19 protein-coding genes and 1 tRNA gene are annotated in these 23,522 nt (G+C 66.9%); 9 read left to right on the top strand and 11 right to left on the bottom strand.

The window, feature by feature from the left end; translation table 11 throughout:
• Positions 1-68 precede the first annotated feature (68 nt).
• Together mfd and NV2_RS04885 are read left to right on the top strand one after the other, a co-directional pair.
• Complete coding sequence (gene mfd, locus NV2_RS04890) at positions 69-3,680, top strand: transcription-repair coupling factor (RefSeq protein WP_067869920.1); 3,612 nt, start codon at positions 69-71, stop codon at positions 3,678-3,680.
• A gap of 80 nt (positions 3,681-3,760) precedes the next feature.
• A complete protein-coding gene (locus NV2_RS04885) occupies positions 3,761-4,423 on the top strand; it encodes a nucleoside triphosphate pyrophosphohydrolase (protein ID WP_084473969.1) in 663 nt (220 codons plus the stop codon).
• Between the two features lie 94 nt (positions 4,424-4,517).
• On the opposite strand, the gene NV2_RS04880 is transcribed toward NV2_RS04885, so the two are convergent.
• From NV2_RS04880 to NV2_RS04850, 7 genes are all read right to left on the bottom strand, one after another.
• A complete protein-coding gene (locus NV2_RS04880; protein WP_067869917.1) occupies positions 4,518-4,817 on the bottom strand; it encodes an MTH1187 family thiamine-binding protein in 300 nt (99 codons plus the stop codon).
• A gap of 4 nt (positions 4,818-4,821) precedes the next feature.
• Positions 4,822-5,298, bottom strand: coding sequence for a pyridoxamine 5'-phosphate oxidase family protein (locus NV2_RS04875; RefSeq protein WP_067869915.1), 477 nt, complete (start codon positions 5,296-5,298; stop codon positions 4,822-4,824).
• Positions 5,299-5,451: 153 nt separating this feature from the next.
• Positions 5,452-6,867 carry an MATE family efflux transporter gene (locus tag NV2_RS04870; RefSeq protein ID WP_067869912.1) on the bottom strand — a complete coding sequence of 472 codons (1,416 nt, stop codon included), beginning with the start codon at positions 6,865-6,867 and terminating at the stop codon, positions 5,452-5,454.
• A 49-nt stretch (positions 6,868-6,916) separates the two neighbouring features.
• Positions 6,917-7,960: a PLP-dependent cysteine synthase family protein gene (locus NV2_RS04865; protein WP_067869909.1), complete on the bottom strand. Its 1,044-nt coding sequence runs from the start codon at positions 7,958-7,960 to the stop codon at positions 6,917-6,919.
• Between the two features lie 41 nt (positions 7,961-8,001).
• The gene (locus tag NV2_RS04860; RefSeq protein ID WP_245662446.1) at positions 8,002-9,423 is read right to left on the bottom strand and encodes a type III PLP-dependent enzyme domain-containing protein; all 1,422 of its coding nucleotides are present in this window, start codon (positions 9,421-9,423) and stop codon (positions 8,002-8,004) included.
• 61 nt (positions 9,424-9,484) lie between these two features.
• Complete coding sequence (locus NV2_RS04855; RefSeq protein ID WP_174550549.1) at positions 9,485-10,474, bottom strand: ornithine cyclodeaminase family protein; 990 nt, start codon at positions 10,472-10,474, stop codon at positions 9,485-9,487.
• A gap of 13 nt (positions 10,475-10,487) precedes the next feature.
• Positions 10,488-11,585, bottom strand: a complete 1,098-nt coding sequence (locus NV2_RS04850) for a TauD/TfdA family dioxygenase (RefSeq protein ID WP_067869905.1) — start codon at positions 11,583-11,585, stop codon at positions 10,488-10,490.
• 224 nt (positions 11,586-11,809) lie between these two features.
• Here NV2_RS04850 and NV2_RS04845 point away from each other — a divergent pair, with 224 nt between their 5' ends.
• The 7 genes from NV2_RS04845 to NV2_RS04815 all read left to right on the top strand — a co-directional run bounded on the left by NV2_RS04845 (position 11,810) and on the right by NV2_RS04815 (position 18,081).
• The gene (locus NV2_RS04845; RefSeq protein WP_245662445.1) at positions 11,810-12,547 is read left to right on the top strand and encodes a lytic transglycosylase domain-containing protein; all 738 of its coding nucleotides are present in this window, start codon (positions 11,810-11,812) and stop codon (positions 12,545-12,547) included.
• 154 nt (positions 12,548-12,701) lie between these two features.
• Complete coding sequence (gene eno, locus NV2_RS04840) at positions 12,702-13,991, top strand: phosphopyruvate hydratase (protein WP_067869902.1); 1,290 nt, start codon at positions 12,702-12,704, stop codon at positions 13,989-13,991.
• Positions 13,992-14,057: 66 nt separating this feature from the next.
• Positions 14,058-14,696: an FtsB family cell division protein gene (locus NV2_RS04835; protein WP_067869899.1), complete on the top strand. Its 639-nt coding sequence runs from the start codon at positions 14,058-14,060 to the stop codon at positions 14,694-14,696.
• Positions 14,697-14,770: 74 nt separating this feature from the next.
• The gene (locus NV2_RS04830; RefSeq protein ID WP_210748863.1) at positions 14,771-15,277 is read left to right on the top strand and encodes a DUF501 domain-containing protein; all 507 of its coding nucleotides are present in this window, start codon (positions 14,771-14,773) and stop codon (positions 15,275-15,277) included.
• 102 nt (positions 15,278-15,379) lie between these two features.
• A complete protein-coding gene (locus NV2_RS04825) occupies positions 15,380-16,327 on the top strand; it encodes a Ppx/GppA phosphatase family protein (RefSeq protein ID WP_067869894.1) in 948 nt (315 codons plus the stop codon).
• A gap of 145 nt (positions 16,328-16,472) precedes the next feature.
• Positions 16,473-17,951, top strand: coding sequence for a peptide MFS transporter (locus NV2_RS04820; RefSeq protein ID WP_067869891.1), 1,479 nt, complete (start codon positions 16,473-16,475; stop codon positions 17,949-17,951).
• Between the two features lie 56 nt (positions 17,952-18,007).
• Positions 18,008-18,081: transfer RNA gene (locus NV2_RS04815), tRNA-Leu, on the top strand.
• 121 nt (positions 18,082-18,202) lie between these two features.
• Here NV2_RS04815 and NV2_RS04810 read toward each other — a convergent pair.
• The 4 genes from NV2_RS04810 to NV2_RS04795 all read right to left on the bottom strand — a co-directional run bounded on the left by NV2_RS04810 (position 18,203) and on the right by NV2_RS04795 (position 23,395).
• Positions 18,203-18,904, bottom strand: a complete 702-nt coding sequence (locus NV2_RS04810) for a DUF8020 domain-containing protein (protein ID WP_067869889.1) — start codon at positions 18,902-18,904, stop codon at positions 18,203-18,205.
• Between the two features lie 236 nt (positions 18,905-19,140).
• Complete coding sequence (locus NV2_RS04805; RefSeq protein WP_067869886.1) at positions 19,141-20,628, bottom strand: aldehyde dehydrogenase; 1,488 nt, start codon at positions 20,626-20,628, stop codon at positions 19,141-19,143.
• A 26-nt stretch (positions 20,629-20,654) separates the two neighbouring features.
• Positions 20,655-21,974, bottom strand: coding sequence for an MFS transporter (locus NV2_RS04800; protein ID WP_084473886.1), 1,320 nt, complete (start codon positions 21,972-21,974; stop codon positions 20,655-20,657).
• An 11-nt stretch (positions 21,975-21,985) separates the two neighbouring features.
• Positions 21,986-23,395: an FAD-dependent oxidoreductase gene (locus tag NV2_RS04795; RefSeq protein ID WP_168436054.1), complete on the bottom strand. Its 1,410-nt coding sequence runs from the start codon at positions 23,393-23,395 to the stop codon at positions 21,986-21,988.
• Between the last annotated feature and the right edge of the window lie 127 nt (positions 23,396-23,522).

The raw sequence follows: 23,522 nt of genomic DNA, 5'->3' as shown, positions 1-23,522 counted from the left end.
GCTCGCCCGAGGACTACTACACTCGATAGGCCGCCTATTCGCTGATCTGCGCCCTTGGGAGTTCTTTCATGCCGAGCCGTCGTCCACCTCTTGCGGGACTGGCCGAGGTGGCCGGTGCCGATACCGCGCTCCAGCAGGTCCGGGAACTGATCGGGCGGTCGTCCGTGCAGCTGGTCGCGCCTGCGGCGGTACGTCCGTTCGTGGCGGCGACCGTGGCAGGTTCCGCACCGCTGGTGGTGGTGACCGCCACGGGGCGCGAGGCCGACGATCTGACCGTCGAGCTCGGGGAGATCCTGGGCGACGGGGTGGCGTTGTTCCCCTCCTGGGAAACGCTGCCGCACGAGCGGCTCTCACCCAGCGCGGACACCGTGGGGCGGCGGTTGCAGGTGTTGCGGCGGCTGGCTCATCCGGAGGATCCGGGTGCGAGTCCACTGCACGTGATCGTCACCACGGTGCGTTCGCTGATGCAGCCGATGGCGCCGGACCTCGGCGAGATCGCGCCCGTGGTGTTGCGGGTCGGCGCGGAATTCGATTTCGAGGAACTGACCACACGGCTGGTCGAGTTCGCCTACGAGCGTGCCGACATGGTCGGCAAGCGTGGTGAATTCGCGGTCCGCGGCGGCATTCTCGATATCTTCCCGCCCACCGCCGACCATCCGGTGCGAGTCGAATTCTGGGGCGACGAGATCAGCGAGCTCCGCGCGTTCTCGGTCGCCGATCAGCGCTCGCTCACCGAGATCGAGGTCGAACTCGTTGTGGCCCAGCCCTGCCGGGAGCTGCTGCTCACCGAGGACCTGCGTGAGGCCGCGGCGAAGGTCGCCGCCGACAATCCCGCCGATGCTGCCCTGGTCGAGATGCTCGACAAGCTGGCGCAGGGGATCCCGGTGGAGGGGATGGAGGCGCTGCTGCCGGTGCTGCGGCCGGGGCAATTGCAGCTGCTCACCGAGGTGGTGCCGGCCGAATCGCATGTGCTGCTGTGTGATCCGGAGAAGATCCGAACCCGCGCCGCCGACCTGGTGCGCACCGGGCAGGAGTTCCTGGAGGCGTCGTGGACCGCGGCCTCCTTCGGTGGTGCGGCCCCGCTGGGTGCGCACGGTCTGGACCTGGCCTCCTCCGCATACCGCGGCCTCGATGTGGTGCACGCCGGCGCGGACTCGCGCGGCATGCCGTGGTGGACGCTGAGCCCACTCGCCGCCGACGATCCGGCCGAAGTGGTGCTGCCGGTGCTGTCGGCACCCGCGGCGCGGGGTTCGGAAGAACTCGTCGCGACGGTCTTCGCTTCCCTGCGCGCCCACGTCACCACCGGCGGCCGGGCGGTCGTCGTGGTCGCCGGGCACGGTACGGCACAACGTATTCAGGAACGCCTCGCCGACGCCGAGGTTCCGGCGGCCCCGCTGGAACCGGGAGCAGCACCGGCGCCCGGGGTGGTCGGCGTGCTGTGCGGTTCACTGCACGACGGCATCGTGTTCGACGACGCGAAGCTGGTCGTGATCGCCGAATCGGATCTGACGGGCAACCGGGTCACCGCGCCGGGGGAGGGGAAGAAGCTGCCCGCCCGCCGCCGCAATCAGGTCGACCCGTTGGCATTGCGGGCCGGCGATATGGTCGTCCACGATCAGCACGGCATCGGCCGGTTCGTCGAGATGATCGAGCGGACCATCAGCGGTGCACGCCGCGAGTACCTGGTCATCGAGTACGCGCCCAGTAAGCGGGGCCAGCCCGGCGACCGGCTGTTCGTGCCGATGGATTCGCTGGATCAACTCTCGCGTTATGTCGGCGGTGAGATGCCGAGCCTGTCCAAGCTCGGTGGTTCCGACTGGTCGAACACCAAACGCAAGGCGCGCAAGGCTGTTCGTGAGATCGCCACCGAGCTCGTGCAGCTCTACGCCGCCCGTCAGGCTGCACCCGGCCACGCCTTCGCCCCCGACTCACCGTGGCAGCAGGAGATGGAGGACGCGTTCGCGTTCACCGAAACCCACGATCAGCTCACCGCCATCGCCGAGGTGAAGGCCGATATGGAGCGAGCGGTGCCGATGGACCGCGTCATCTGTGGTGACGTCGGCTACGGCAAGACCGAGATCGCGGTGCGAGCGGCGTTCAAAGCGGTACAGGACGGCAAGCAGGTCGCCGTCCTGGTGCCGACCACATTGCTGGCGCAACAGCATCTGCAGACCTTCGCCGAGCGGGTGGCGGGCTTCCCCGTCACGGTGAAGGGACTGTCGCGATTCACCGATCCCGCCGAATCGCGCGAGGTGATCGACGGTATGGCCGTCGGTGACGTCGATATCGTGGTCGGTACGCACCGGCTGTTGCAGACCGGTCTGCGCTGGAAGGAACTGGGCCTGGTCATCGTCGACGAGGAACAGCGCTTCGGTGTCGAACACAAGGAGCACATCAAGGCGCTGCGTACGCACGTCGACGTGCTGACCATGTCGGCGACGCCGATCCCGCGCACCCTGGAGATGAGCTTGGCCGGGATCCGCGAGATGTCGACCATCCTCACTCCGCCGGAGGAACGGCATCCGATCCTCACCTATGTAGGCGGCTACAACGACAAACAGGTCGCCGCGGCGGTGCGTCGCGAGCTGTTGCGCGACGGCCAGGTGTTCTATGTACACAACCGGGTGTCCTCGATCGACAAGGCGGCCAAGCGGATTCGTGATCTGGTACCCGAGGCGCGGGTCGCGGTCGCGCACGGTCAGATGAACGAGGACACGCTGGAGAAGACCGTGCAGGGCTTCTGGGAACGTGAGTTCGATGTGCTGGTCTGTACCACGATCATCGAAACCGGTCTCGACATCTCCAATGCCAATACGCTGATCGTGGAACGCGCCGATGCGCTCGGTCTGTCGCAGTTGCACCAGCTGCGCGGCCGGGTCGGGCGCAGCCGCGAACGCGGTTATGCCTACTTCCTGTATCCGGCGGAGAAGCCGCTCACCGAAACCGCCTACGACCGATTGGCGACCATTTCGCAGAACTCCGATCTGGGTGCCGGTATGGCGGTGGCGATGAAGGATCTGGAAATCCGCGGCGCCGGTAACGTGCTCGGCGCCGAACAGTCCGGCCACGTCGCCGGCGTCGGATTCGACCTGTACGTGCGGCTGGTCGGTGAAGCCGTCGAGGCCTATCGAGCTGCCGCGGACGGGCGCCCCATCACGACCGACGAAGAGGTCAAGGAGGTGCGCATCGATCTGCCGGTGGATGCGCACATCCCACCGGACTACATCGCCAGCGACCGGCTGCGGCTCGAGGCCTATCGGAAACTAGCTGCGGCACAGGATGATTCGGCTCTGTCGGCGGTGGTGGAGGAACTCGTGGACCGGTACGGACCGCTGCCGGTGGAGGTGGGCCGGTTGGTGTCGGTCGCGAAACTGCGGTTGCTGTGCCGCGAGTACGGCATCCAGGAGGTCGGCGTCACCGGTACCACCTTGAAGGTGTCTCCGATGCAGCTTCCAGATTCCAAGCAGCTGCGGCTCAAGCGCCTGTACCCCAGCGCCACCTATCGTCCGACCACCGCCATCGTGCAGATGCCGCTGCCGCGGGTCGAGGACAGTGTCGGTGCGGCGCGGGTCCGCGATGTGGCCGTGCTGCAGTTCGTCGCGGATCTGCTGCTGGCGCTCGACGGGAAGCCGAAGGGGATGGTCGACCTCGCGGTGGCCGCGGAGGTGCCGGTCGGGTGAGTGCGGCACAATCCGGGAGTTCCGGCCCGGCAGCGGATTCCGCGGTGATCGCGCGCAGCCTGAACGAGGCCGCCGAGGTGATGGATCGGTTGTGGCGGTTCGGCGGCTGGGAGGTCACCCAGACCCACGACTCGCTGCGTCCGTATCTGCTCGAGGAGACCTACGAACTGCTGGATGCGATCCAGCAGGGCGATGCCGAGACGATCAAGGAGGAACTGGGGGACCTGCTGCTGCAGGTGCTGTTCCATTCCCGGATCGCCGAGGCGGCGGGAGAGTTCACCGTCGACGAGGTGGCCGCCGCACTGGTCGCCAAGCTCGTGCACCGCAGCCCACATCTGTCCGATCCGGCCGGCGCCGATGCCGCATCGGACTTCGAGGCCGATCTCGAGGCGAAGGTCGCGGCACAGGAAAAAGCCTGGGAGGAACGCAAACTCACCGAGAAGGCGCGCCGGTCGTGCCTGGACGGTATCGCCATGGCCCAGCCCGCGCTGGCCTTGGCGGAAAAGGTCCGCTCCCGCAGCGCGAAGGCGGGACTGCCCGATGATCTGGTTCCGGACTCGCTGCGAGTGATCGAGCTGGGCGGGCCGGAGAGCGCCGAGGAGCGGCTACGCAAGGCCACCCTGGATTTCGCGGCGTCCATCCGCGCGGCCGAGGATGCGGCAGAAGCGGATCGCGGGTTCCGTGCACCATTGACGGCAGATCAGTGGTGCGATTACTGGCGCACCACAGCCGAGCGGCGGTAGTACGGCATCTGAGCGTGCGGCCGTGCCGTCCGACTACCGGCCGTGCGGCGGAGTGTGCTCCAGCGGAGCGGTCGGCGGTCCGGTTCGGTAGCGGTCAGCTGTCTTCGGCGAGGTAACGCTCGACGGTGTCGACCTTGGCGGTGAGCGCGCCGGTCACTCCCGGACGAATATCGGCCTTGATCACCAGGCTGCAGCGTGGCGCTACCGCCAGTACCGCGTCCGACGCCTGCTTGATCACTGCCATCACCTCGTCCCATTCCCCTTCGATGCTGGTGAACATGGCGTTGGTTTCGTTGGGCAGCCCGCTGGCGCGCACGATACGGACGGCTTCGGCGACGGCGCGGCCCACGTCCGCGCCGGTGCCGAGCGGGGTGACCGAGAAGGCGGCGATCATATGGTCAATTGTTCGCTGCGGCCATCTCCTGCAAGGTGGCGACACGCGAGCGCAGATACTCGAGTTCCGGTTCGTCGAGGACATTGCGCGTAATGCCCGTTTCCACCTCGAAGGCGCCCTGGCGATGATCGTCGATCACCTCGACGTCGATCGCGACCGCCACGTAGTCTTCCGCGCCGGGCATCGGATCGGCGATCACCTCGGCGCGGCCGCGGGCACACAGCGCCACATTGCCGCCCGCGAGGATCACCAATGCCACCTCGGGGCGCTCGCGCAGACGGGCCAGCGAACCGCGATCGAATTTCAGGCTCAACAGGATTCGGCGGTCCCCGGCCCGCACCGGCCAGCTCACCGGAATGGCGTGCGGCAGTGGATCGGTGGTGGACAGGACCGCGATGGTATCCAACGGCCAGGTGGGTAGTACGTCCAGTTCAGGATGCTCGGTGGCAGGCTGTTGGCGTTCCCCGGCACTGGCTACCATCTCGTCACCTCACGATCGGCTGACGCGGCCACGGCAGCCGCGCCTGGCACCCCAGTGTAAACCGTTGTGTCGCATACGTGCTGGACAGCGACCGTCGGGGACGAGTCCGTGCTGGTGAAAAGGGTGCGCCGACCACCGGCGCACCGGCGGACTTCAGTGCACGCTGTCGGCGAGCTGCCGTGGTTCGGCCTTCTCCTGACGGTGCAGCAATGCGACATACCGGCGCAGCATCAGGCCGGCCGTCGTGGCCAGTCCCGCCGTGAGGCCCCACCAGACTCCGTCCGCGCCGAGGCCCAGCGGAAAGCCGAGCAGCCAGGCGCTCGGCAGGCCGACCAGCCAGTACCCGACCAGCGACAACCGGAAACCGGCGCGGGTGTCCTTCACGCCACGCAGCAGACCGTTACCGATGTTCTGCGCGGCATCGAAGAACTGCAGCACGATCGCGATCAACAGCAGCCCGTGCGCCACCTCGATGGTCGCGCTGTCGTGCCCGGCGAGGAACGGGCGCAGCACCAGATCCGGGGCCAGCAGGTACAGCACCCCGACCAGTCCGGCCACCACTGCGGCATGGCGCAGCGTGATACCGGCGAGTAAGCGGGCGCGGCGATACTCCTCGCGTGCCACGGTGCGGCTGACCAGGATCGACGCACCGTGCGAGAGGCCGACCGCCACCTGGAACACGATGTAGACCAGCTGGTAGACGACATTGTGCGCGGCCAGCGCCGCCGGTCCCAGCGTGCCCATGGCCAACGCCAGCACCGAGAACATCCCGGCTTCCGAACCGTAGGTGAGCGCGATCGGGGTGCCCAGCCGCAGTTCGTCGGTGACGGTGGCGCGGCGGACCGGCCACATCCGTACCGGCAGGGTCGGGCCGAGCGTGTTGTCGCGGCGCACCATCATCCAGAACACCGCGAAGGTCACCAGGAAGACCACCGAGGACGCCACGCCGACACCGGTCAGTCCCAGCGCGGGCAGACCGGCCCAGCCGTGCATCAGGGCCAGCGCGACGACGACATTCAACGCCACCGAACCGAGCGTCACCACCAACAGGGCCTGCGGCCGCCGCATCCCGACCGTGTATTGCCGCAGTACCTGGAACCACAGGCACGGCAGCAGCCCCGGCGCCAGCGCGATCATCATCGGCCGGGCCTGCTCCAGAATCGCGGTGTCCTGTCCGAGCCACTGCAGGCAGTACCCCAGCCCGACCAGGATCAGCGCTCCCAGTACCCCGGCCGCGGTGGCGATCAGGAAACTGGACCGGACCACGTCGCGGATCTCGTGATCCGCGCGCCGCTGCTGTTGCTCGGCCCGGCTCACCACCGTCGCCACCTGGTTGCCACTGGCCGTGATGAGCCCGACGCACATGGTGCGGATCTGGTTGAACAACACCAGCGCCAGGCCACCGGCCGCCACCTGATCGACTCCCAGACTGCCCATCAACGCGATATTGGTGGTGGAGATGGCGACCTGGGCGAGCTGGGTGAGCGCGATCGGGGTGGCGAGCGCGGTGAGCTGCCTGCCGTCGCCGCCACGGGGACCGGTCAGTGCCGTCACGAAGCCGGGCTTCATCGGGGGACCTCCCGGTCGAGGTGCGGGCGGGCGGCGGTGGGTGCGGGGCTCATCGCACACCCACCAGATCTCGTCCGGTCTCGGCGGGCCGGGCGGGAGCGTAGCGGTCCAACAGGTCCTCGACCGCCCGTTCGGCGGTGTAGTCGAGGAGTTCGCGATCGCTCATCCACTGGTCGTCGAAGACGGTGTCGAGGTACTTCTCGCCGCCGTCACAGACGATGGTGACGATCGTCGACCCCGGTTCGAACTCCTCGAGCCGCTGCAACGCCACCTGGACCGAGCCGCCCGCGGAACCGCCGATCAGCAGCCCGGATCGCCGTGCCACCGCGCGGGCGGTGGCGAAAGCGTCCACGTCGGACACCGTCACGCCCTCGTCCAGCAGCGAATAGTCCACCGCGGTACCCACGGTCGCGCCGGGTGGGGTCCCGGTGCCCGACTGCCAGTACGGCCCGCCCGGCCCGCCGAAGGCGATCGACCCGACCGGCTCCACGCCGATCACCCGGGCGGGATGTCCGAGGTCGTGCAAACGGCGTGCCGTGCCGAACAGTGATCCTCCGGTCCCGACGGCCGAGAGCAGGATGTCGACCCGACCCAGATCTTCGAGCAACTCGTCGGCGACCGCGTAGTAGCCCACCGGATTGGCCGCGTTGTTGTGCTGCTCGGTGAAGTACGCGTCGGCGCGGGCGGCGGCCATCTCCTCGGCGAGATCCTCGCGGGCGGAGGTCGCCAGACTGTCGTCACCGGCGTCGGCGACGTAGACGAGGTCGGTGCCCATGGCTCGCATCGCGCGTAGTTTGTCCTTACAGGCGTGGTGATCCACGACCGCGGTGAACCGATAGCCACGCTCGGCCGCGACCACCGCAAGTCCCAGTCCGGTATTTCCGGATGTGGACTCGATAATATGCCCGCCACTTTCCAGCAAACCTCGCCGTTCGGCGTCCAGGACCATTTCGCGCGCCATCCGGATCTTCGCCGCACCGGTCGGATTGAACTGCTCCAGCTTGAGTAACAGGCGAGTCCCGCCGGGCGTGACGGCCAACTCGAACAGTGGCGTATTTCCGATCAGGTCCGTCACGCGCGTGACGATCGGCATGCGAGTCTCCTCCGGGCAGGATTGTTGTCGGTTGGGAATGATCAGCGGTCGAGCGACCAGCGCAGCGCGCCGGTGGACGATCCCGCTGCGCGCTCGGACAGCAGCACTTTGGGCGGGATCGGTAGTTCGTGGAATGCGGACTCGTTGGAATCCATCTGGTATCCGGCGGTATTCGGGTAGACGAGCAGATCACCGACGGCGGCCGGCCGCGGGAGCGGGATGCGTCGCCAGCTCAGTAGATCCGATTCCAGGCAGGTCGATGCACCGACGCACCCGGGAGTGACTGTGCCCGCTCGCTGCGGCCACAGCGCCGGATCGGGCAGGAACTCACTGTCGAACCACTGCTCGGACAGGCTCAGACTGGTGCCGTCCACGGTCAGGATCTGATATGGAACCGTCCGCGCCGTCCGCGTTTTCACCCCTTGCACCCGGAACACCGAACTGCCCGCGCGATCCAGCAGGGCCCGGCCGGGTTCGATGGCGAGGCGAAGATCGTTACCGCGTAACGCCCGTGCCAGGTCGTTGTGATCGAGTACCGCGGCCAGCGCGGCCGGGCCGGCCGGCCGCTGGTGATAGGGGTAGTAGGACCCGAATCGCTTACCCCCGTGGAAATGGTCCGGATCGTCGGTGAAGTTCCGCCACGCGGCTTCGGGCAGGTACTCCACGCCGAAACCGCCACCGATGGAGATCGTGGTGACGGGATGTCCGAGGGTACGGGCGTGCAGACAGCGGCCGATCAGCGCGGCGGCCAGTTCCGAGCGGGCGATCGGGTCGTAACCCGACAGATGAAAACTGAAGCCCTCCACCCGGATCTGTGCCGGATCGGCCCGCATCAGCACCGTATCCAGTTCGGCGTCGGTCATCCCGAAGCGGCTGGTGGAATCCGGTGGTAGCACCCGCAGCAGCACCCGTGCGGAGGCGGCAAGCACGGTCAGGCGGTCCAGTTCGCCCGGTTCGTCGACGGCGATCAACGCCCCGTGCCGGGCCGCCAGCCACAGCAGTTCATCGGATTTGGCCGGGCCGGTAACCATCAGGTCGCGGCCGCGGATGCCGTGTGCCAGTGCGGTACTCAGTTCGCCGGTGCTCGCGACATCCACGCCGGCGTCCTGTTCGGCACAGGCGCGGACCACCGCACCGGATTTGTTCGCCTTCTTACCGTAGAAGATCGCGCCCATGACGCCGCTGCGCCGGAACTGCTGGTGGAACGCGTCGATATTGCTGCCGACCCGCGCCGGATAGAGCACGTGGAACGGTCCGCCCACCGCGTGGGCGATATCGGCGAGCAGGTCGGGATCGGCGAGCAGTCGCTGCTCCCAATCATCGCGATAGGCAGTCATGGCCGGCGCGGTGATCGACTGTGCGTCGGGGCTTTCCGCTGTCCATGGCGCGACAGGGGGTGTCCGGTGCGCGTCGGTGACCGACGGTGCGGTGTCGGGCCGCCGGGCCGTGGAGTCGGTGGTCACTGCCCGGGCTGCCCGCTGTGCGGCGGTGTGCCCGGTATGAACGGAATCGGCCTCGTGGCGCTCAATCCCACAGTGCCACCTCGGTTCCGCGTCCCTCGGCGATGGCACGTTCGGCGAGGGCATGCGCCACCGCGACATCGGTGAGAACCAGCCCGCTGTTGTAGACGAAGATCCGCTCGTCCGGGCTGCGCCGGCCGGCGGCCCGCCGGGCGAGAATTGCGGGCAGCTCGGCGTCCACCGGGCGCAGCCGGCCGTCCGGCCCGGCCATATCGGTGCCGGTCAGCGACATCTGTTCGGCATTGGTCGCGATGACCCGGTCGGCATCGGTGAGGGTGGAGGGTGCCAGGCCGTAGCCGACCAGCACGACCACCGAACCCGGTGCCAGATCCGAGGATTCCAGTGCGACGTCGGTGCCCGGGCCGGCGGTCGCCAGCACCACATCGGCCGTAGCGGCCGCCGCGCGAGCATCGTCGGCTACCTCGAGATCGAGGTGCGGCGCGTGGGCCCGCAGATACCGGCCGACGGCTTCGAGGCCTTCGGTATGGGTGCCGTACACACTCAGCCGATCCAACTGCGGATTGGCGGCGATCAGGTGCGGCAGGGCATTTCGGCCCTGGGTGCCGGTGCCGATCAACAGGGCGTTGCGGGCGCCCGGCCGGATCGTCTCGCGCACCAGCAGTCCGGATACGGCCGGCGTGCGCAGTGCGCCCACCCGGGAGCAGTCCATCATTGCGATCGGACTGCCGGTGGCATCGTCGTAGAGCGTGATGGTGGTGTAGTACCGCTTGGTCCTGCGGTCGTGGCTCGGATCGAACTTGTAGGACGTCTTCATCGCGACGACCCGGCGGCGTCCGTCCCGGCCGAGCATGGCGTAGGCCACCGACCACCCGTCCGGGTGGGCCACGCTGAGTTTGCGTGGATTATCTGATTCACCCTGTGCCAGTGCGAGATAGGCGTCTTCGACCGCCCGCACCACATCGAGCGGGGCGATCGGGACATCGGCGAGATCGCTGCGGCTCAGTACGCGCAACGGGGTGGGGCGGTTGCTCACTGCTTTCCTCGGTTCACTGCATTCCTCGGTTCACTGGTCTGTTCGAGATTTCCTCCCCCGCAGCAGGGAACGGCCGTACCGTCACCTGGCCGTACCCGCTCTCCCGGGCCTCTTCCGGTGCGCGCCGGCGTGCCAACCGGATGTTGACCCGCTTGAGCCAGCGATCGGTCCCGTCGTAGCGGGGCGTGAAGGGGACCCGGCCGTGCACGACCACATCATTGTCCATCAGCAGCAACTCGCCCGGCTCCAACACCGCACGGTGACAGGTCCTTTCCAGCTCGCTACCGAGATGACCGTACGCACAACGGTATTCGGGGTCGGCATCGTCGAGTGGAGTGTAGGCCGGGTCGTAGCGCAGAGTCGGCCCCGCCGCGCCGGGGGCGACGGTGGGGACCGGGGCGGGGCGATGAGCGGAGAAATCCTCGCCGTAGGACACGTCCGGCAGGATCGGCAGCACCGGTTCGGCGAGCCGTCGACGAGTGTCGGAATCCAGCTCCGCCTGCCGAATCGAGGACACCGTCGTGCCGACGCGGTCCGGATTCCGCAGGCATCCCAGCAACAGCAGGTGGGCACGCTCGGGGTGAAACGCATCCTCGGTGTGCGGGCTCAGCAGGATGGTGCTGCTCGCGCCGGACTGCTCGTCTTCGTGTCCGGGGGTCGGCAGGATGTTGTTGACCAGGCGCCCGCTCTGCTGGCCCTGCCAGCCGAACGGTTCGCCCGCGCAGCGCGCCAGCAGCAACATGGCGATATCCAGGCGAAACGATGCCGGGCAGGCGGGATCTGCGGCATGGCGCCAGTCGCGGGGTGTGGGCCCCAGGTCGCCGTCGTCGACCGGTAGGCGGCCGATGATCGTGGCGCCCGCGGCGGTGTCCGGTGGTCGCAGTGCGGTCCGCACCGCGCCGGGTAAGGCGGCGGCGTGGGTGTCGACCAGCCGGATCAGCTCCGGATGGTCGAGGGTGCGGTGGGCCGCCGGTGATTCGGCGAGTGTGACGGCAATCTCTTCGGCTCGACACAGTACGGCCGCCGCGGCTTCCTCGGGAAGCTCACGGCGGTCGATCGGATCCAGTTTTTCCAGGTGGAGTGTCTTACGTTCGCGGAGAACGTTTTTCACCAGGATGTCCCTTCCTGACAATGGGGGATCGGGTAGGCGGTGAAGACTCGGAAAGGGAAGGTAGTCGGTTAGGCAGCCTTAAGCAAGGCTTACCTAAAAGCCGCCGGTGGACATAGCGTTTCGGCATCGCGGGCGTCGTGGAATTAGCTGATCGTATGCCGGTTCGCGTGAATGTCGCTGCCGGTGCTCCGTGCTCGCGCGCCGTGAATCTGGATGATGGAAAGGTGCGTTCGACATTCCCCGGTATCCGGCTCCTCGTGCTCGCCGCCGTCTCGGCGGTCGCCTTGCTGTCCGGATGTGCGGTAACGGATAACCTGCCGCCGATCCCGGACGGGATCCCGCCGGGGGTCGGCACCCCCGTTCCGCCGATCGATCTCGAGGCGCCCGGGCGCAGTGCCGAACAATTGCGCGACTGGGCTGCCGGGCAGTCGGATGCGCTGGGAATCCCGGTGACCGCGCTCGAGGCCTACGGATACGCCGCCGCTGCGATGGCCGGCTCCCGACCGGAGTGCGGTATCGGCTGGACGACGGTGGCCGGGATCGCGCGCGTGGAGAGCAAGCACGGCGGGCACGGCGGCTCCCATCTCGACGCCGACGGTGTGGTGCGACCGCCGATCCGCGGCATACCGCTGGACGGATCGCCCGGTGTCGCAGAGATCGTCGACACCGAGGCCAGCGCGCGCACCGGTAGTCCGGTGTACGTCCGTGCGGAGGGGCCCTTCCAATTCTTGCCCGAAACCTGGCAGCACTGGGGTGTGGACGCCAACGGCGACGGCTACGCCGACCCGGACAGCATCGACGACGCCGCACTGACCGCGGCCCGCTATCTGTGTGTCAGCGGCGGCGATCTGCGTACCGAGGAGGGCTGGAAGCGCGCGGTACTCACCTACAACCAGTCCACTACGTATATGGCGACGGTCCGCACCAAGGCCGCCGCCTACAGCGTCGGCCGCCGAGCCTGATCGCCGCGACCCGGCGTCGATACACCTGTGTCGTAACCTCGCCGCCGCACCCATTAGGCTCGCAGGCGCACGGGCCCGCCGTGCGACTTGCTCATGGACGGCGGTGGGCAGGGCCCCCGAATTGATTTGTCAGCAGCCGAAGGAGTGTCGTTTCGTGGCCATCATCGAACAGGTCGGAGCTCGCGAGATCCTGGATTCACGCGGTAACCCCACCGTCGAGGTCGAGATCGCTCTCGACGACGGCACGCTGACCCGGGCGGCGGTGCCTTCGGGCGCGTCCACCGGTGAGCACGAGGCCGTGGAGCTGCGTGACGGCGGCGACCGTTACGGCGGCAAGGGCGTACGCAAGGCCGTCGAGGGCGTACTCGGCGAGATCGCACCGGCCGTCATCGGCCTGGATGCGGTCGAGCAGCGCAGCGTCGACCAGGCGCTGCTGGATCTGGACGGCACCCCCGACAAGTCCCGTCTCGGTGCCAACGCACTGCTCGGTGTGTCGCTCGCGGTGGCGCGCGCGGCGGCCGAGTCCTCGGGGCTGGAACTCTTCCGCTACCTGGGCGGCCCGAACGCCCATGTGCTGCCGGTGCCGATGATGAACATCCTCAACGGTGGCGCGCACGCCGACACCAGTGTCGACGTGCAGGAATTCATGATCGCGCCGATCGGTGCGCCCACCTTCCGGGAGTCGCTGCGCTGGGGTGCCGAGGTCTACCACGCCCTCAAGTCGGAGCTGAAGGCCAAGGGTCTGTCCACCGGTCTCGGTGACGAGGGCGGCTTCGCCCCGGATCTGGCCGGCGGCACCCGTGAGGCACTGGATCTGATCGCCGCCGCGATCGCCAAGGCCGGCTACACCCTGGGCCGCGATGTCGCGCTGGCTCTCGACGTCGCCGCCACCGAGTTCTACAGCCCCGGCACCGGCTACAAGTTCGAGGGCACCGAGCGCACCGCCGAGCAGATGGCGCAGTTCTACGACGAGCTGCTGTCGGCCTACCCGCTCGTCTCGATCGAGGACCCGCTGTCGGAGGACGACTGGGACGGCTGGGTCGCGCTCACCGATCTGATCGGCGACAAGGTGCAGCTGGTCGGCGACGACCTGTTCGTCACGAACCCGGAACGGCTCGAGGACGGCATCGCCAAGGGGGCCGCCAATGCGCTGCTGGTGAAGGTCAACCAGATCGGCACCCTCACCGAAACCCTGGACGCGGTCGAACTGGCCCACCGCAACGGCTACAAGTCGATGATGAGCCACCGTTCCGGCGAGACCGAGGACACCACCATCGCCGACCTGGCGGTCGCGGTGGGCAGCGGTCAGATCAAGACCGGTGCGCCCGCTCGCAGCGAGCGTGTCGCCAAGTACAACCAACTGCTGCGCATCGAGGACGCGCTCGGTGATTCGGCTCGCTACGCCGGTGACGTCGCGTTCCCCCGGTTCGTGTTCGAGGGGTAGTAGCCTCGCACACGGCTGCGCGGCGTGTCGCCGGCGCGGAACAGCAGGCGATTTCGAGGTGTGGGGATGACGGAGCGACGGGCGCGCGGTACCAGTCCGGCAGGACGTGGTGACCGCCGCTCGTCGCGTTCGGCCAAGGCCAAACCGGCGCGCTCGGGCTCCGCACGCACCGCGGCAGGTCAGCGTGCGGGCCGGCGCCGTTCGCCCGCCACGAAGACCGGCACCCGTCGCCCGCGGTCGAAGAAGACGGACAGTGACCGGCGGATACTCGGCCTGTCCACCGGCCGGGCGGTCATCCTCGCCGCGGTGCTCTGCGGGCTCGCGCTGACCCTCGCTGTGCCGATGCGCACCTACTTCAGCCAGCGCTCGGAGGCGACCCAGCTGGCCGAGCAGCGTCGCGAACTGGAAAGCGATCTGGCCCGCTTGCGGGACCGCCGGGCGCAGCAGCAGGACCCCGCCTACATCCGCTCCGAGGCACGCGACCGGCTGCGGCTGGTGATGCCGGGGGAAACCGCCTACATCGTGCAGGTGCCCGGCATCGAACAACCCGCGGTGCCGGTGCCGACCACCCGCGCGCGCACCCCCGACCCCTGGTACACGCAGCTGTGGCGCAGCATGTCCGAGCCGCAACCCCAACCCGAGACCACGACCCCGCCACCCCCTGCGGCGCCGCCGCCACCCAGTCCCGAAGGAGAACCCAGGTGACCGACCCCGCTACGCCCGAAACAACTTCCGGCGGGGTTCCCGGCGCGGGCAGCGATGCTCCGAGCGAGGCCGATCTGGAGATCGTGGCGCGGCAACTCGGCCGCACACCGCGCGGAGTCCTCGCCATTGCCTACCGGACCCCGGACGGTCAGCCGGCCGTGGTGAAGACCGCGCCGCGGTTGCCCGACGGGACCCCGTTCCCCACGCTGTACTACCTCACCGATCCGCGCCTGACCGCCGAGGCGAGCCGCCAGGAGGCCGAGGGCCTGATGCGCGGAATGACCGAGCGGCTGGCGACCGATCCGGAACTGGCCGCGTCCTACCGTCGCGCGCACGAGAGCTTCCTCGCCGAACGCGACGCGATCGAGTCGCTGGGGACCGATTTCAGTGGCGGCGGTATGCCCGAGCGGGTCAAATGCCTGCACGTGCTGATCGCACATTCACTGGCGAAGGGGCCCGGACTGAACCTGCTCGGTGACGAAGCCGTGGCACTGGCCGCCGATACCGGTTTGCGCGGTACGGCGATCCCGCAGGACTGGCCCACCTACGATCGGTACCAGCCGGAAACCGACCGAGGCTGACCGGGTGTCCCGCAGATCACAGGAGCGACGATGACCGATAATCGCGCAGCGGGTCGTCGTTGCGACCGGGTGCGGGTGTCCCGCAGATCACAGGAGTGACGAATGAGTGACCGCGTTGCCGCCGTCGATTGTGGAACGAATTCGATCAGGCTGTTGATCGCCGAACCCACGCCGGAGGGCGGGCTCACCGATGTGCATCGCGAGATGCGGATCGTGCGGCTCGGCAAGGGCGTCGACGCTACCGGCGAGCTGAATCCGGAGGCGATCGAGCGCACCCGGGTGGCGCTGCACGACTACGTCGATCTCATGCTCGAGGCCGGGGTGAGCCGGGTGCGGATGGTCGCGACCAGCGCGACCCGCGACGCCCGCAACCGCGACGACTTCTTCACCATGACCGGGGTGGAACTGGGCCGCGTCGTGGCCGGAGCGCAGGCGGAGGTCATCACCGGCGAGGAGGAGGCACGGCTGTCGTTCGCCGGTGCGGTCGGCGAATTGTCCGATGCCGAAGGGCCTTTCGTGGTTGTCGACCTCGGTGGCGGTTCCACCGAGGTGGTGGTCGGCGACAGCTCCGGTGTGCAGGCGGCGTATTCGGCCGACATCGGCTGTGTGCGGCTCACCGAACGATGCCTGCACGGCAACCCGCCGACCGGTGAGGAGGTCGCTTCGGCGCGCTTCATCGCTTCGCAGCAGCTGGCGCAGGCCTTCGGTGTGGTTCCGGTGGAGCGTGCGCACACCTGGGTCGGTGTGGCTGGGACCATGACCACGATCGCCGCGGTCGCCCTCGATCTGCCCGAATACGATTCCAGCCGTATCCATCTCACCCGTCTCGGGTTCGACCGGGTGCGCGAGGTCTGCCACCGCCTGATCGGGATGACACACGACGAGCGCGCAGCCCTCGGACCCATGCATCCGGGGCGGGTGGACGTGATCGGCGGCGGCGCGGTCGTCACCGAGGTGCTCGCCGACGAATTCGCCCGCCGTGCGGGAATCTCCGAGCTCGTCGTCAGCGAACACGACATCCTCGACGGAATAGCGTTGTCCATCTCCTGAGAAGGCTGGACCGGAGGCCGCGGCGGAGCGTTACCACGTAGGTCCGGACTTCTCAGGCGCAGTAGATGCCGAGAAGGCTTTTGTCCGCACGACATGATCGTGATTTCCGCGATCGGTGCGGCGGGGTCCGGAAGAATCTCCTTCCATGAGTACGGTGGAGCCGCTCGCGCAGGAGCAACCGTCGGGACCCCCGGGACGCACGATCTTCGGTCATCCGATCGGACTGGTCAATCTCTTCGGCGTGGAGCTGTGGGAGCGGTTCTCCTTCTACGGGATGCTCACCATCCTCGGGTACTACCTGTACTACTCGCTCGCCGACGGTGGTCTGGGGCTCGAGCAGTCCACTGCCACCGGCATCGTCGGCGCCTACGGCGGCCTGGTGTACCTGTCCACGGTGTTGGGTGGTTGGCTGGCCGATCGCGTGCTGGGGATGGAACGCACGGTCTTCTACGGCGGCGTGGTGGTGATGGCCGGGCATATCGCGCTGGCGGTGCTGCCCGGACTGTCCGGTGTCGGAGTCGGTCTCGTGCTGGTGGCGCTGGGCTCGGGCGCGTTGAAGGCGAACGCCTCGTCGCTGCTCGGGACGCTCTACGACAAGGGCGATGCCCGCGCCGACGGTGGCTTCACGCTTTTCTATCTGGGTGTGAATCTGGGTGCTTTCGTGGGGCCGCTGCTCACCGGTTTGCTCCAGACTCACCTCGGTTTTCACTACGGTTTCGGTGCGGCTGCTGTCGGTATGGCGCTGGGGTTGATTCAGTACGTGGTCTTCCGCCGCAACCTCGGTGCCCATGGGCGCGTGGTGCCGAATCCGCTGCGGCGCGCGGAAATCGGCCGAGTCGGCGCGTTCGTCGTAGCAGCTGCGGTGGTGGTCGTGGCCGCAATCTGGTCCGGGCTGGTGCGGTTGTCGAATCTGTCGTGGGTTACGACCGGCGTGATCGCGGCGGTATCGATAGTCTATTTCGGATTGATGTTGACCAGTCCGAAAGTAGTTGCGGTGGAGCGTGTCCGAGTGCGGGCCTTCATACCGCTGTTCGTTGCCAACGCGGTGTTCTGGTCGCTGTTCCAGCAGATCTTCACGGTGCTGGCCGTCTACTCCGACGAACGGATGAACTGGACCCTGTTCGGCTGGACCGCGCCGTCGAGCTGGATCGGCTCGGAGGAGCCCGTCTGGATCATCACCCTGTCGCCGCTGTTCGCGCTCATGTGGACCAAGTTGGGCACCCGGGCCCCCACCACGCCGCGAAAGTTCGCCTACGGCGTGATGGGGATGGGCGCATCGTTCCTGCTGTTCGTCCCCCTGGCCGGCTTCGGGGACAAATCCGTACCCGCCCTGCTGGTGTTCGTCATCCTGGCCGGTTTCGCGATCTCGGAACTGCTGATCTCACCCATCGGCCTCGCGGTTACCACTCAGCTCGCCCCAGAGGCCTTCCGCGCTCAAATGATGGCCCTCTACTTCTTTTCGGTGGGCATCGGCACCTCGATGTCCGGCGTGCTGTCCGAGTTCTACGATCCCGGCCACGAAGTCGCGTACTTCGGCATCACCGGCGCGGTCGCGATCGTGGTGGGTGTCACTGTCTACTTCCTGGCCCCGCAGGTCAGCCGCTTGATGGAAGGCGTGCACTGAGCAAATCTCCGGACAATTCCTAGACGGACGTACGACTTAGGTACGCTATCCCAGCCGCCCCCGTAGCCCAACTGGCAGAGGCAGCGGACTTAAAATCCGCACAGTGTCGGTTCGAATCCGACCGGGGGCACCGAGAAGGTGCAGGTAGGGGGTGTTATCGGGCTCATCCTGGCGTTCGGATGAGCCCGCCGCTCCGGTACCGCCGCCGGCGCGCAGGCGGATTACGGCGCTGGCAGTGGTTGTCGTCGCGGCTACGGCTTGGCGGGGAAGGGCTGATTGATGGTAGTGAAATACTGCACGGCGGCCATGACGGCTACGGGGGCCGCGACGAGTAGTTGGCCCGCGAGGGTGCCGAGCGCGCCGACGGCGACGATGCCACCGATGCAACCGACGGCAGCTGCGGGAACGAACGGGCCGAAGAGGCCGACGATGGTGGCTGCGGCAACGGTAGCGCCGGCGATGCCTCCGAGCAGGCAGCCCACCGCTCCGCCGCTGATTCCGCCGACGAGCGTGCCGACGGTTGCTCCCATCAGAATGGTGCTGCTGAGCCGGTTCCAGGCCGCTTGTTCGCGATCGTATTGGGTCTTGAACGGCGCTTGATCTTCGAAGGGCAGTGCTACCGGCTTGTACGTCGCGTGGGCGAGGTCGAACTGTGGCGTCAGTGTGGCAGTGCGGTCATGGATTTCGGCGGCGATCGGGAATTCGAAATCGTCGACCCGGAACGTCAGCGCTGTCCCTGCCAGCACGGTTCCGTTCGGGGCTTTGATTTCGAGCGTGTCGTTGTCCTTGGTGAGTGATCCGGCGTCTGTAGTGATGATGGTTGAGTTCCGGTTCGTGGTCGCTGTGTAATTCACGGCGCCGGGATGGGGGTTCGTGCCCGGAGATGCAGCGGCGTAGACGGGAACCGACATGGCGGTCGTGAGTGCAACGGTAATAGCAATTTTCTTCATCATTGAAGGTGACTTTCGGGTTGGTGCTGATTGAATGGCTTCACGCCGGTGACGGACATGAGTTGCCCCGCCTCCCATTCCGGTCGTTCCTGCCGGCAATGGAAACAAGATATTGCGGGATCTAATTCTCTGGTGCGGTCATATTTCAGTGCCGTTGTCCGCCGACGCGGTACGAAATTTCGTGTGACTGCGTTGTCTCCCCGGCACGTCGCCGGGCTCAGCGTTCGTGATGATGTGGGTCAGGCCCGCGGGTTGAACGGGTCCGCGATCGTATTTCCCATGTCGATCCAGGCAGTTTTCACCTCGGTGTATTCCTCGATGGCGTGCGCACCGTTTTCTCTGCCGATTCCGCTCTCCTTGAATCCGCCGAACGGTGCAACGTAGTTGGTTTTGCGGTAGTTGTTGATCCAGACGGTTCCGACACGCAATCGCCTGATCATACGGTGTGCGAGGGCTATGTTATGAGTCCAGACACCGGCTGCGAGACCGAATGCCGTGTCGTTGGCGATGGACACCGCATCGTTCTCGTCGTCGAAGCGGATAACGACCGCGACCGGGCCGAATACCTCTTCTCGTGCGATGCGCATATCGTTGGTGACATCGCTGAAAATCGTCGGCCGCACGAAAAGGCCGTCGGCAAACTCGGGATTGTTCGGGCGTGTGCCACCGGTGACCAGACGGGCGCCCTCGGATTTTGCCACCTCGATGTAGGACAGAACTTTCTCGTATTGCGCCCGGCATGCCACGGTACCCATTTCGGTTTCCGGGTCGAGGGGGTTGCCGAGTTTGATCTGCTCGGTGCGTTCGGCCAACATGCGCACGAACTCGTCGTAGATATCGGTGTGTACGAGCACGCGGGAACCCGCCATGCAGGTCTGACCTGTCGCAGCGAAGATGCCTGCGATGACGCCGTTGATTGCGACGGGAAGATCGGCATCGGGAAAAACGATGTTCGGTGACTTACCGCCGAGTTCCAGCGACACCCTCGCCAGGCGCTGGGCCGCGGTCATTGCGATCTTCTTTCCGACCGCCGTGGAGCCGGTGAATGCGATTTTGTCGACCCCGGGGTGAGAGCTCAATGCCGCACCGACCGGTCCGGCGCCGGTGACGACGTTGACGACTCCGTCCGGGAAGCCGGCTTCTTGGAACAAGCGGGCCAGGGCGAGCGTGGACACCGGCGTGACTTCCGACGGTTTGACGACGACCGTGTTACCGGCGGCGAGAGCCGGGCACAGTTTCCACAGCAGCAGCGCCAGCGGACTGTTCCAGGGCGTAATGGCAGCGACGACACCGATCGGCTCACGGACCGTGAAGGCTTGCATGTTGGGAACGCTGCAGGCCAGTGTTTCCCCCAGGGGGCTTTCCGCGACTCCAGCGAAGAAGTAGCAGTGATTGGCCAACGCGTTCGTCTGCCCACCCACTTCACGAATGAGTTTTCCGTTTTCGAGCACTTGAATCCGTGCCAGTTCTTCGGCGTCTGCCTTGATCAGATCACCGAGGCGGCGAAGCAGCGTGGCTCGTTCCACTGGGGTCGACCTCGACCACGGGCCTGTTTCGAAGGCTCGTCGGGCGGCGCCCACGGCTTCGTTCACGTCGTCGGATGTGGCAGCCGGCACGTACGCCCATGCTCTGCTATCGAACGGATTGATCGATGCGAAGGTGGCCGAGTCGGAGGCGGTACGCCAAGCGCCGTCTATGAGCATCATGTAGCTCTCGGTGGCGGTCATCGGAATTGGTTCTCCTTTTTCGGGGGTCAGGCGGCGGGAAGTTCTGCGGCAGATCGAAGGTCGCCGGCCGGCGTGGCAAGGTGTGAGATCGTGGCGGCGGACGCCATGGATATGACGGCCGATCCGAGGGTGATGAGGGCGAGGGGCCACCATCGAGATCCATCTCCGACGACAGCTTCGGCAATCAACGGCGTCGGTGCGCTGAACAGAAGGGCGCCGAGTGCATTGCTCATGGCGGTGCCGCTGTAGCGAACCCGGGTCTCGAACTGCTCGGCGACCACGCTGGATACCACTGCATAGACCGTGGCGTGGGCACCGACGAGCATGACGGTGAGGACGATCGTGGATTCGACAAGTTGTTCGCCGTCGAGAAGCCAGAAGAATGGATAGGCCGCTGCGCCGGTGAACACGGTGCCGAACAGCAATATCGAACGCGCTCCGATTCTGTCGCTCGCGGCGGCGATCAACGGCAGGACGAGCAGGTCGACCACCGCCGCGGCCATGACCATGAGCAGGGCGGTGTTGCGCCGGATGTCGAGCGCAGCAGTAGCGTAGGTGAGGAAGTAGACCGCGATGAGGTAGAAGACCACGTTGACCGAGGCTTGCAGGCCGGTGCCGACAACCAGCCCCCGAAGCCCGCTCGACAACACCTCGCGCAGCGGCATGCGCGAGGTCTCACCGGAGTGCTTGAGGTGGGCGAACTGCGCGGGTTCGCTGACGCCCAAACGGATGAACAACCCGATGCCGACGAGGACGAAGCCTGCGAGGAACGGGACGCGCCATCCCCAGGCGTGCAACTGGTCGTCCGGAAGTGTAGCGACCGCTGCCATGACCGCGGTGGCCAGAATGAGTCCGAGCGGGCTGCCCATCTGGGGTGCGCTGCCGTAGAGGCGGCGTTTTCCGCTCGGTGCGTGTTCGACCGACATCAGGACAGCGCCTCCCCATTCTCCGCCTACCGCGACGCCCTGGAGCATGCGTAAGACGATGAGCAGCAGGGGAGCGGCGATACCGATGGTGTGATACGTCGGAAGTACGCCGATCAGGCCGGTGGCGGTGCCCATGATCCCCAGAGTGGTGACCAGTGTGGCTTTGCGGCCGAGCCGGTCGCCCAGGTGCCCGAATATGGCAGCGCCGATCGGACGCGCGATGAACGCGACGCCGAGGGTGGCGAAGGAGGCCAGCCGTCCGCTGTGCGGATCCAGGGAGGGGAAGAACAGGTTGCCGAACACGAGCGCGGCGGCGAGCCCGTAGATAAAGAAGTCGAACCACTCGATGGTCGTTCCGACCAGGCCCGCGAGGGCTGCGCGCCGGGCCGGCCCGGCCGACTGTGTGGTGATCGTTGTCATCGTGCTGTGCCTCAGAGTTCGGGGTGAAGTGCGGTGCAGAGGTGACCTGCTCGGACCGCGGCCGTTTCGCCGGCGATGCGTCCGAAGACCAGCGCACGCAGCACGGAGGTGGCTCCTGGGTATTTGCGGTGGTAGACGCCGGCGACTTCGCCGACCGCGTACAGGCCGGGCACCGGTGCACCCGTGCGGTCGATCACCTGTGCGTGTTGATCGGTCTTCAGGCCGCCGAAGGTGAAGGTGATCGCGCACCGTACCGGCCAGGCGACATAAGGTGCTTCGTCCAAGGGACGCGCCCAGTTGGATTTGGGCGGTTCCAGTCCCTGAGTTGCGACTCCGTCCAATCGAGTGACATCGAGGGGACCCGGTTGGGATGCCGCGTTGTAGCTTGCGATCGTCGCGCTCAGTGCATCGGGATCGATATCGAGACGTTGCGCCAGTTCGGCGATGGTGCCGGCGGTTTCGGGTTCGCGATCTGTGAGTACCGCACGGGCGATGTTGTGGCGCATCAGCTTTTGATCCGCAACGACGTACGCGAATTGATCGGCGTTGCGCCAGATGTGGTACGCAACCGATTCGAATGTGTTGTCCGGCGTATCGGCGGCCTCGTCGACGAAGCGCTGGCCGCGGTGGTCCACAAGAATGCCGTAGGGGTAGACCATCACCAGCGCTTCCGGCGCGGGGGTGCGTGCGTCGACCGGTTCGCCGTGGAACCGTTCGAACTGGCCATCGGTGGCGGCACCGGCTGCGATGCCCATAGCGATCCCTTCGCCACGGTTGGACCGGCCGCCTGGTGCGATCGGAGTGAGTTCGTGTCCGTGTTCGCCCAGGTAGTGGTCGAGAAGATGCGAGCTTCCTTCGAAACCGCCGCACGCCAGCACCACGGTGGGAGCGTCGTATCGGTTGCTCCCGTCGGTCACGACGGCGGTTACTGCCCCGTCTGCGTCCTGTATGAGACCTTGCGCGGTGGTGTTGTAGTGGATTTCGCCGCCGAGTTCTTCGACCCGGGCGGCCAGGGCCTCCACTATCGCGGCGCCGCCGCCGACCGGCATCAGGCGTGGCCCCTGAGAGGTGAGGAAGTACGTGAGGTCGGTCTTGGTGCCGACCCCGTTGCGGGCGAGCCACTGCACGGTGGGCTGGGCGTGTGCTGCAAGCCGATCGATGATCGCGGGGTCGGTCTTTCCGTCGCTCAACGCATGCATCCGGGCCGAGAAGTCGGTCGCTGGTGCGCCGTCTGCCTCGAGTCGGAGGAAGCCGCCGGTCCATGCGGTGTTGCCACCGCGGCGGCTCTTGGTGGTTCGCTCGAGAACTATCACCCGACCGCCGGGCAGGGACTCGAGGAATCGGACTGCCGTGGCGAGGCCGCCTGCTCCGCAGCCGACGACTATCAGATCGGCTTGGTGATGTCGGGCGCTATGGCTCACGAGACTCCCTTTCTGGGGCCGTACGTACCGCTCAATGGTTTATGCGGACCGATGTGTGGTTCGGTGGAAGTGTGACCAGCGAAACACATCGATGCCGAGAGCGTCAACCCATCAAGTGGTTTGTATG

It is taken from the genome of Nocardia vermiculata NBRC 100427 (assembly GCF_001613265.1).
Taxonomy (GTDB): Bacteria; Actinomycetota; Actinomycetes; order Mycobacteriales; family Mycobacteriaceae; genus Nocardia; species Nocardia vermiculata.
Note: the sequence above shows the minus strand (reverse complement) of the source record. Positions and strands in the feature narration are given on the sequence as shown.

Excerpts from the sequence above, each read along its gene's own strand:
- mfd (WP_067869920.1), top strand. The coding sequence starts at position 69 with ATGCCGAGCCGTCGTCCACCTCTTGCGGGACTGGCCGAGGTGGCCGGT.
- NV2_RS04835 (WP_067869899.1), top strand. The coding sequence starts at position 14,058 with ATGACGGAGCGACGGGCGCGCGGTACCAGTCCGGCAGGACGTGGTGAC.
- NV2_RS04870 (WP_067869912.1), bottom strand. The coding sequence starts at position 6,867 with ATGAAGCCCGGCTTCGTGACGGCACTGACCGGTCCCCGTGGCGGCGAC.
- NV2_RS04875 (WP_067869915.1), bottom strand. The coding sequence starts at position 5,298 with ATGGTAGCCAGTGCCGGGGAACGCCAACAGCCTGCCACCGAGCATCCT.
- NV2_RS04805 (WP_067869886.1), bottom strand. The coding sequence starts at position 20,628 with ATGACCGCCACCGAGAGCTACATGATGCTCATAGACGGCGCTTGGCGT.
- NV2_RS04820 (WP_067869891.1), top strand. The coding sequence starts at position 16,473 with ATGAGTACGGTGGAGCCGCTCGCGCAGGAGCAACCGTCGGGACCCCCG.
- NV2_RS04810 (WP_067869889.1), bottom strand. The coding sequence starts at position 18,904 with ATGATGAAGAAAATTGCTATTACCGTTGCACTCACGACCGCCATGTCG.
- NV2_RS04865 (WP_067869909.1), bottom strand. The coding sequence starts at position 7,960 with ATGCCGATCGTCACGCGCGTGACGGACCTGATCGGAAATACGCCACTG.
- NV2_RS04800 (WP_084473886.1), bottom strand. The coding sequence starts at position 21,974 with ATGACAACGATCACCACACAGTCGGCCGGGCCGGCCCGGCGCGCAGCC.
- NV2_RS04880 (WP_067869917.1), bottom strand. The coding sequence starts at position 4,817 with ATGATCGCCGCCTTCTCGGTCACCCCGCTCGGCACCGGCGCGGACGTG.
- NV2_RS04825 (WP_067869894.1), top strand. The coding sequence starts at position 15,380 with ATGAGTGACCGCGTTGCCGCCGTCGATTGTGGAACGAATTCGATCAGG.
- NV2_RS04885 (WP_084473969.1), top strand. The coding sequence starts at position 3,761 with ATGGATCGGTTGTGGCGGTTCGGCGGCTGGGAGGTCACCCAGACCCAC.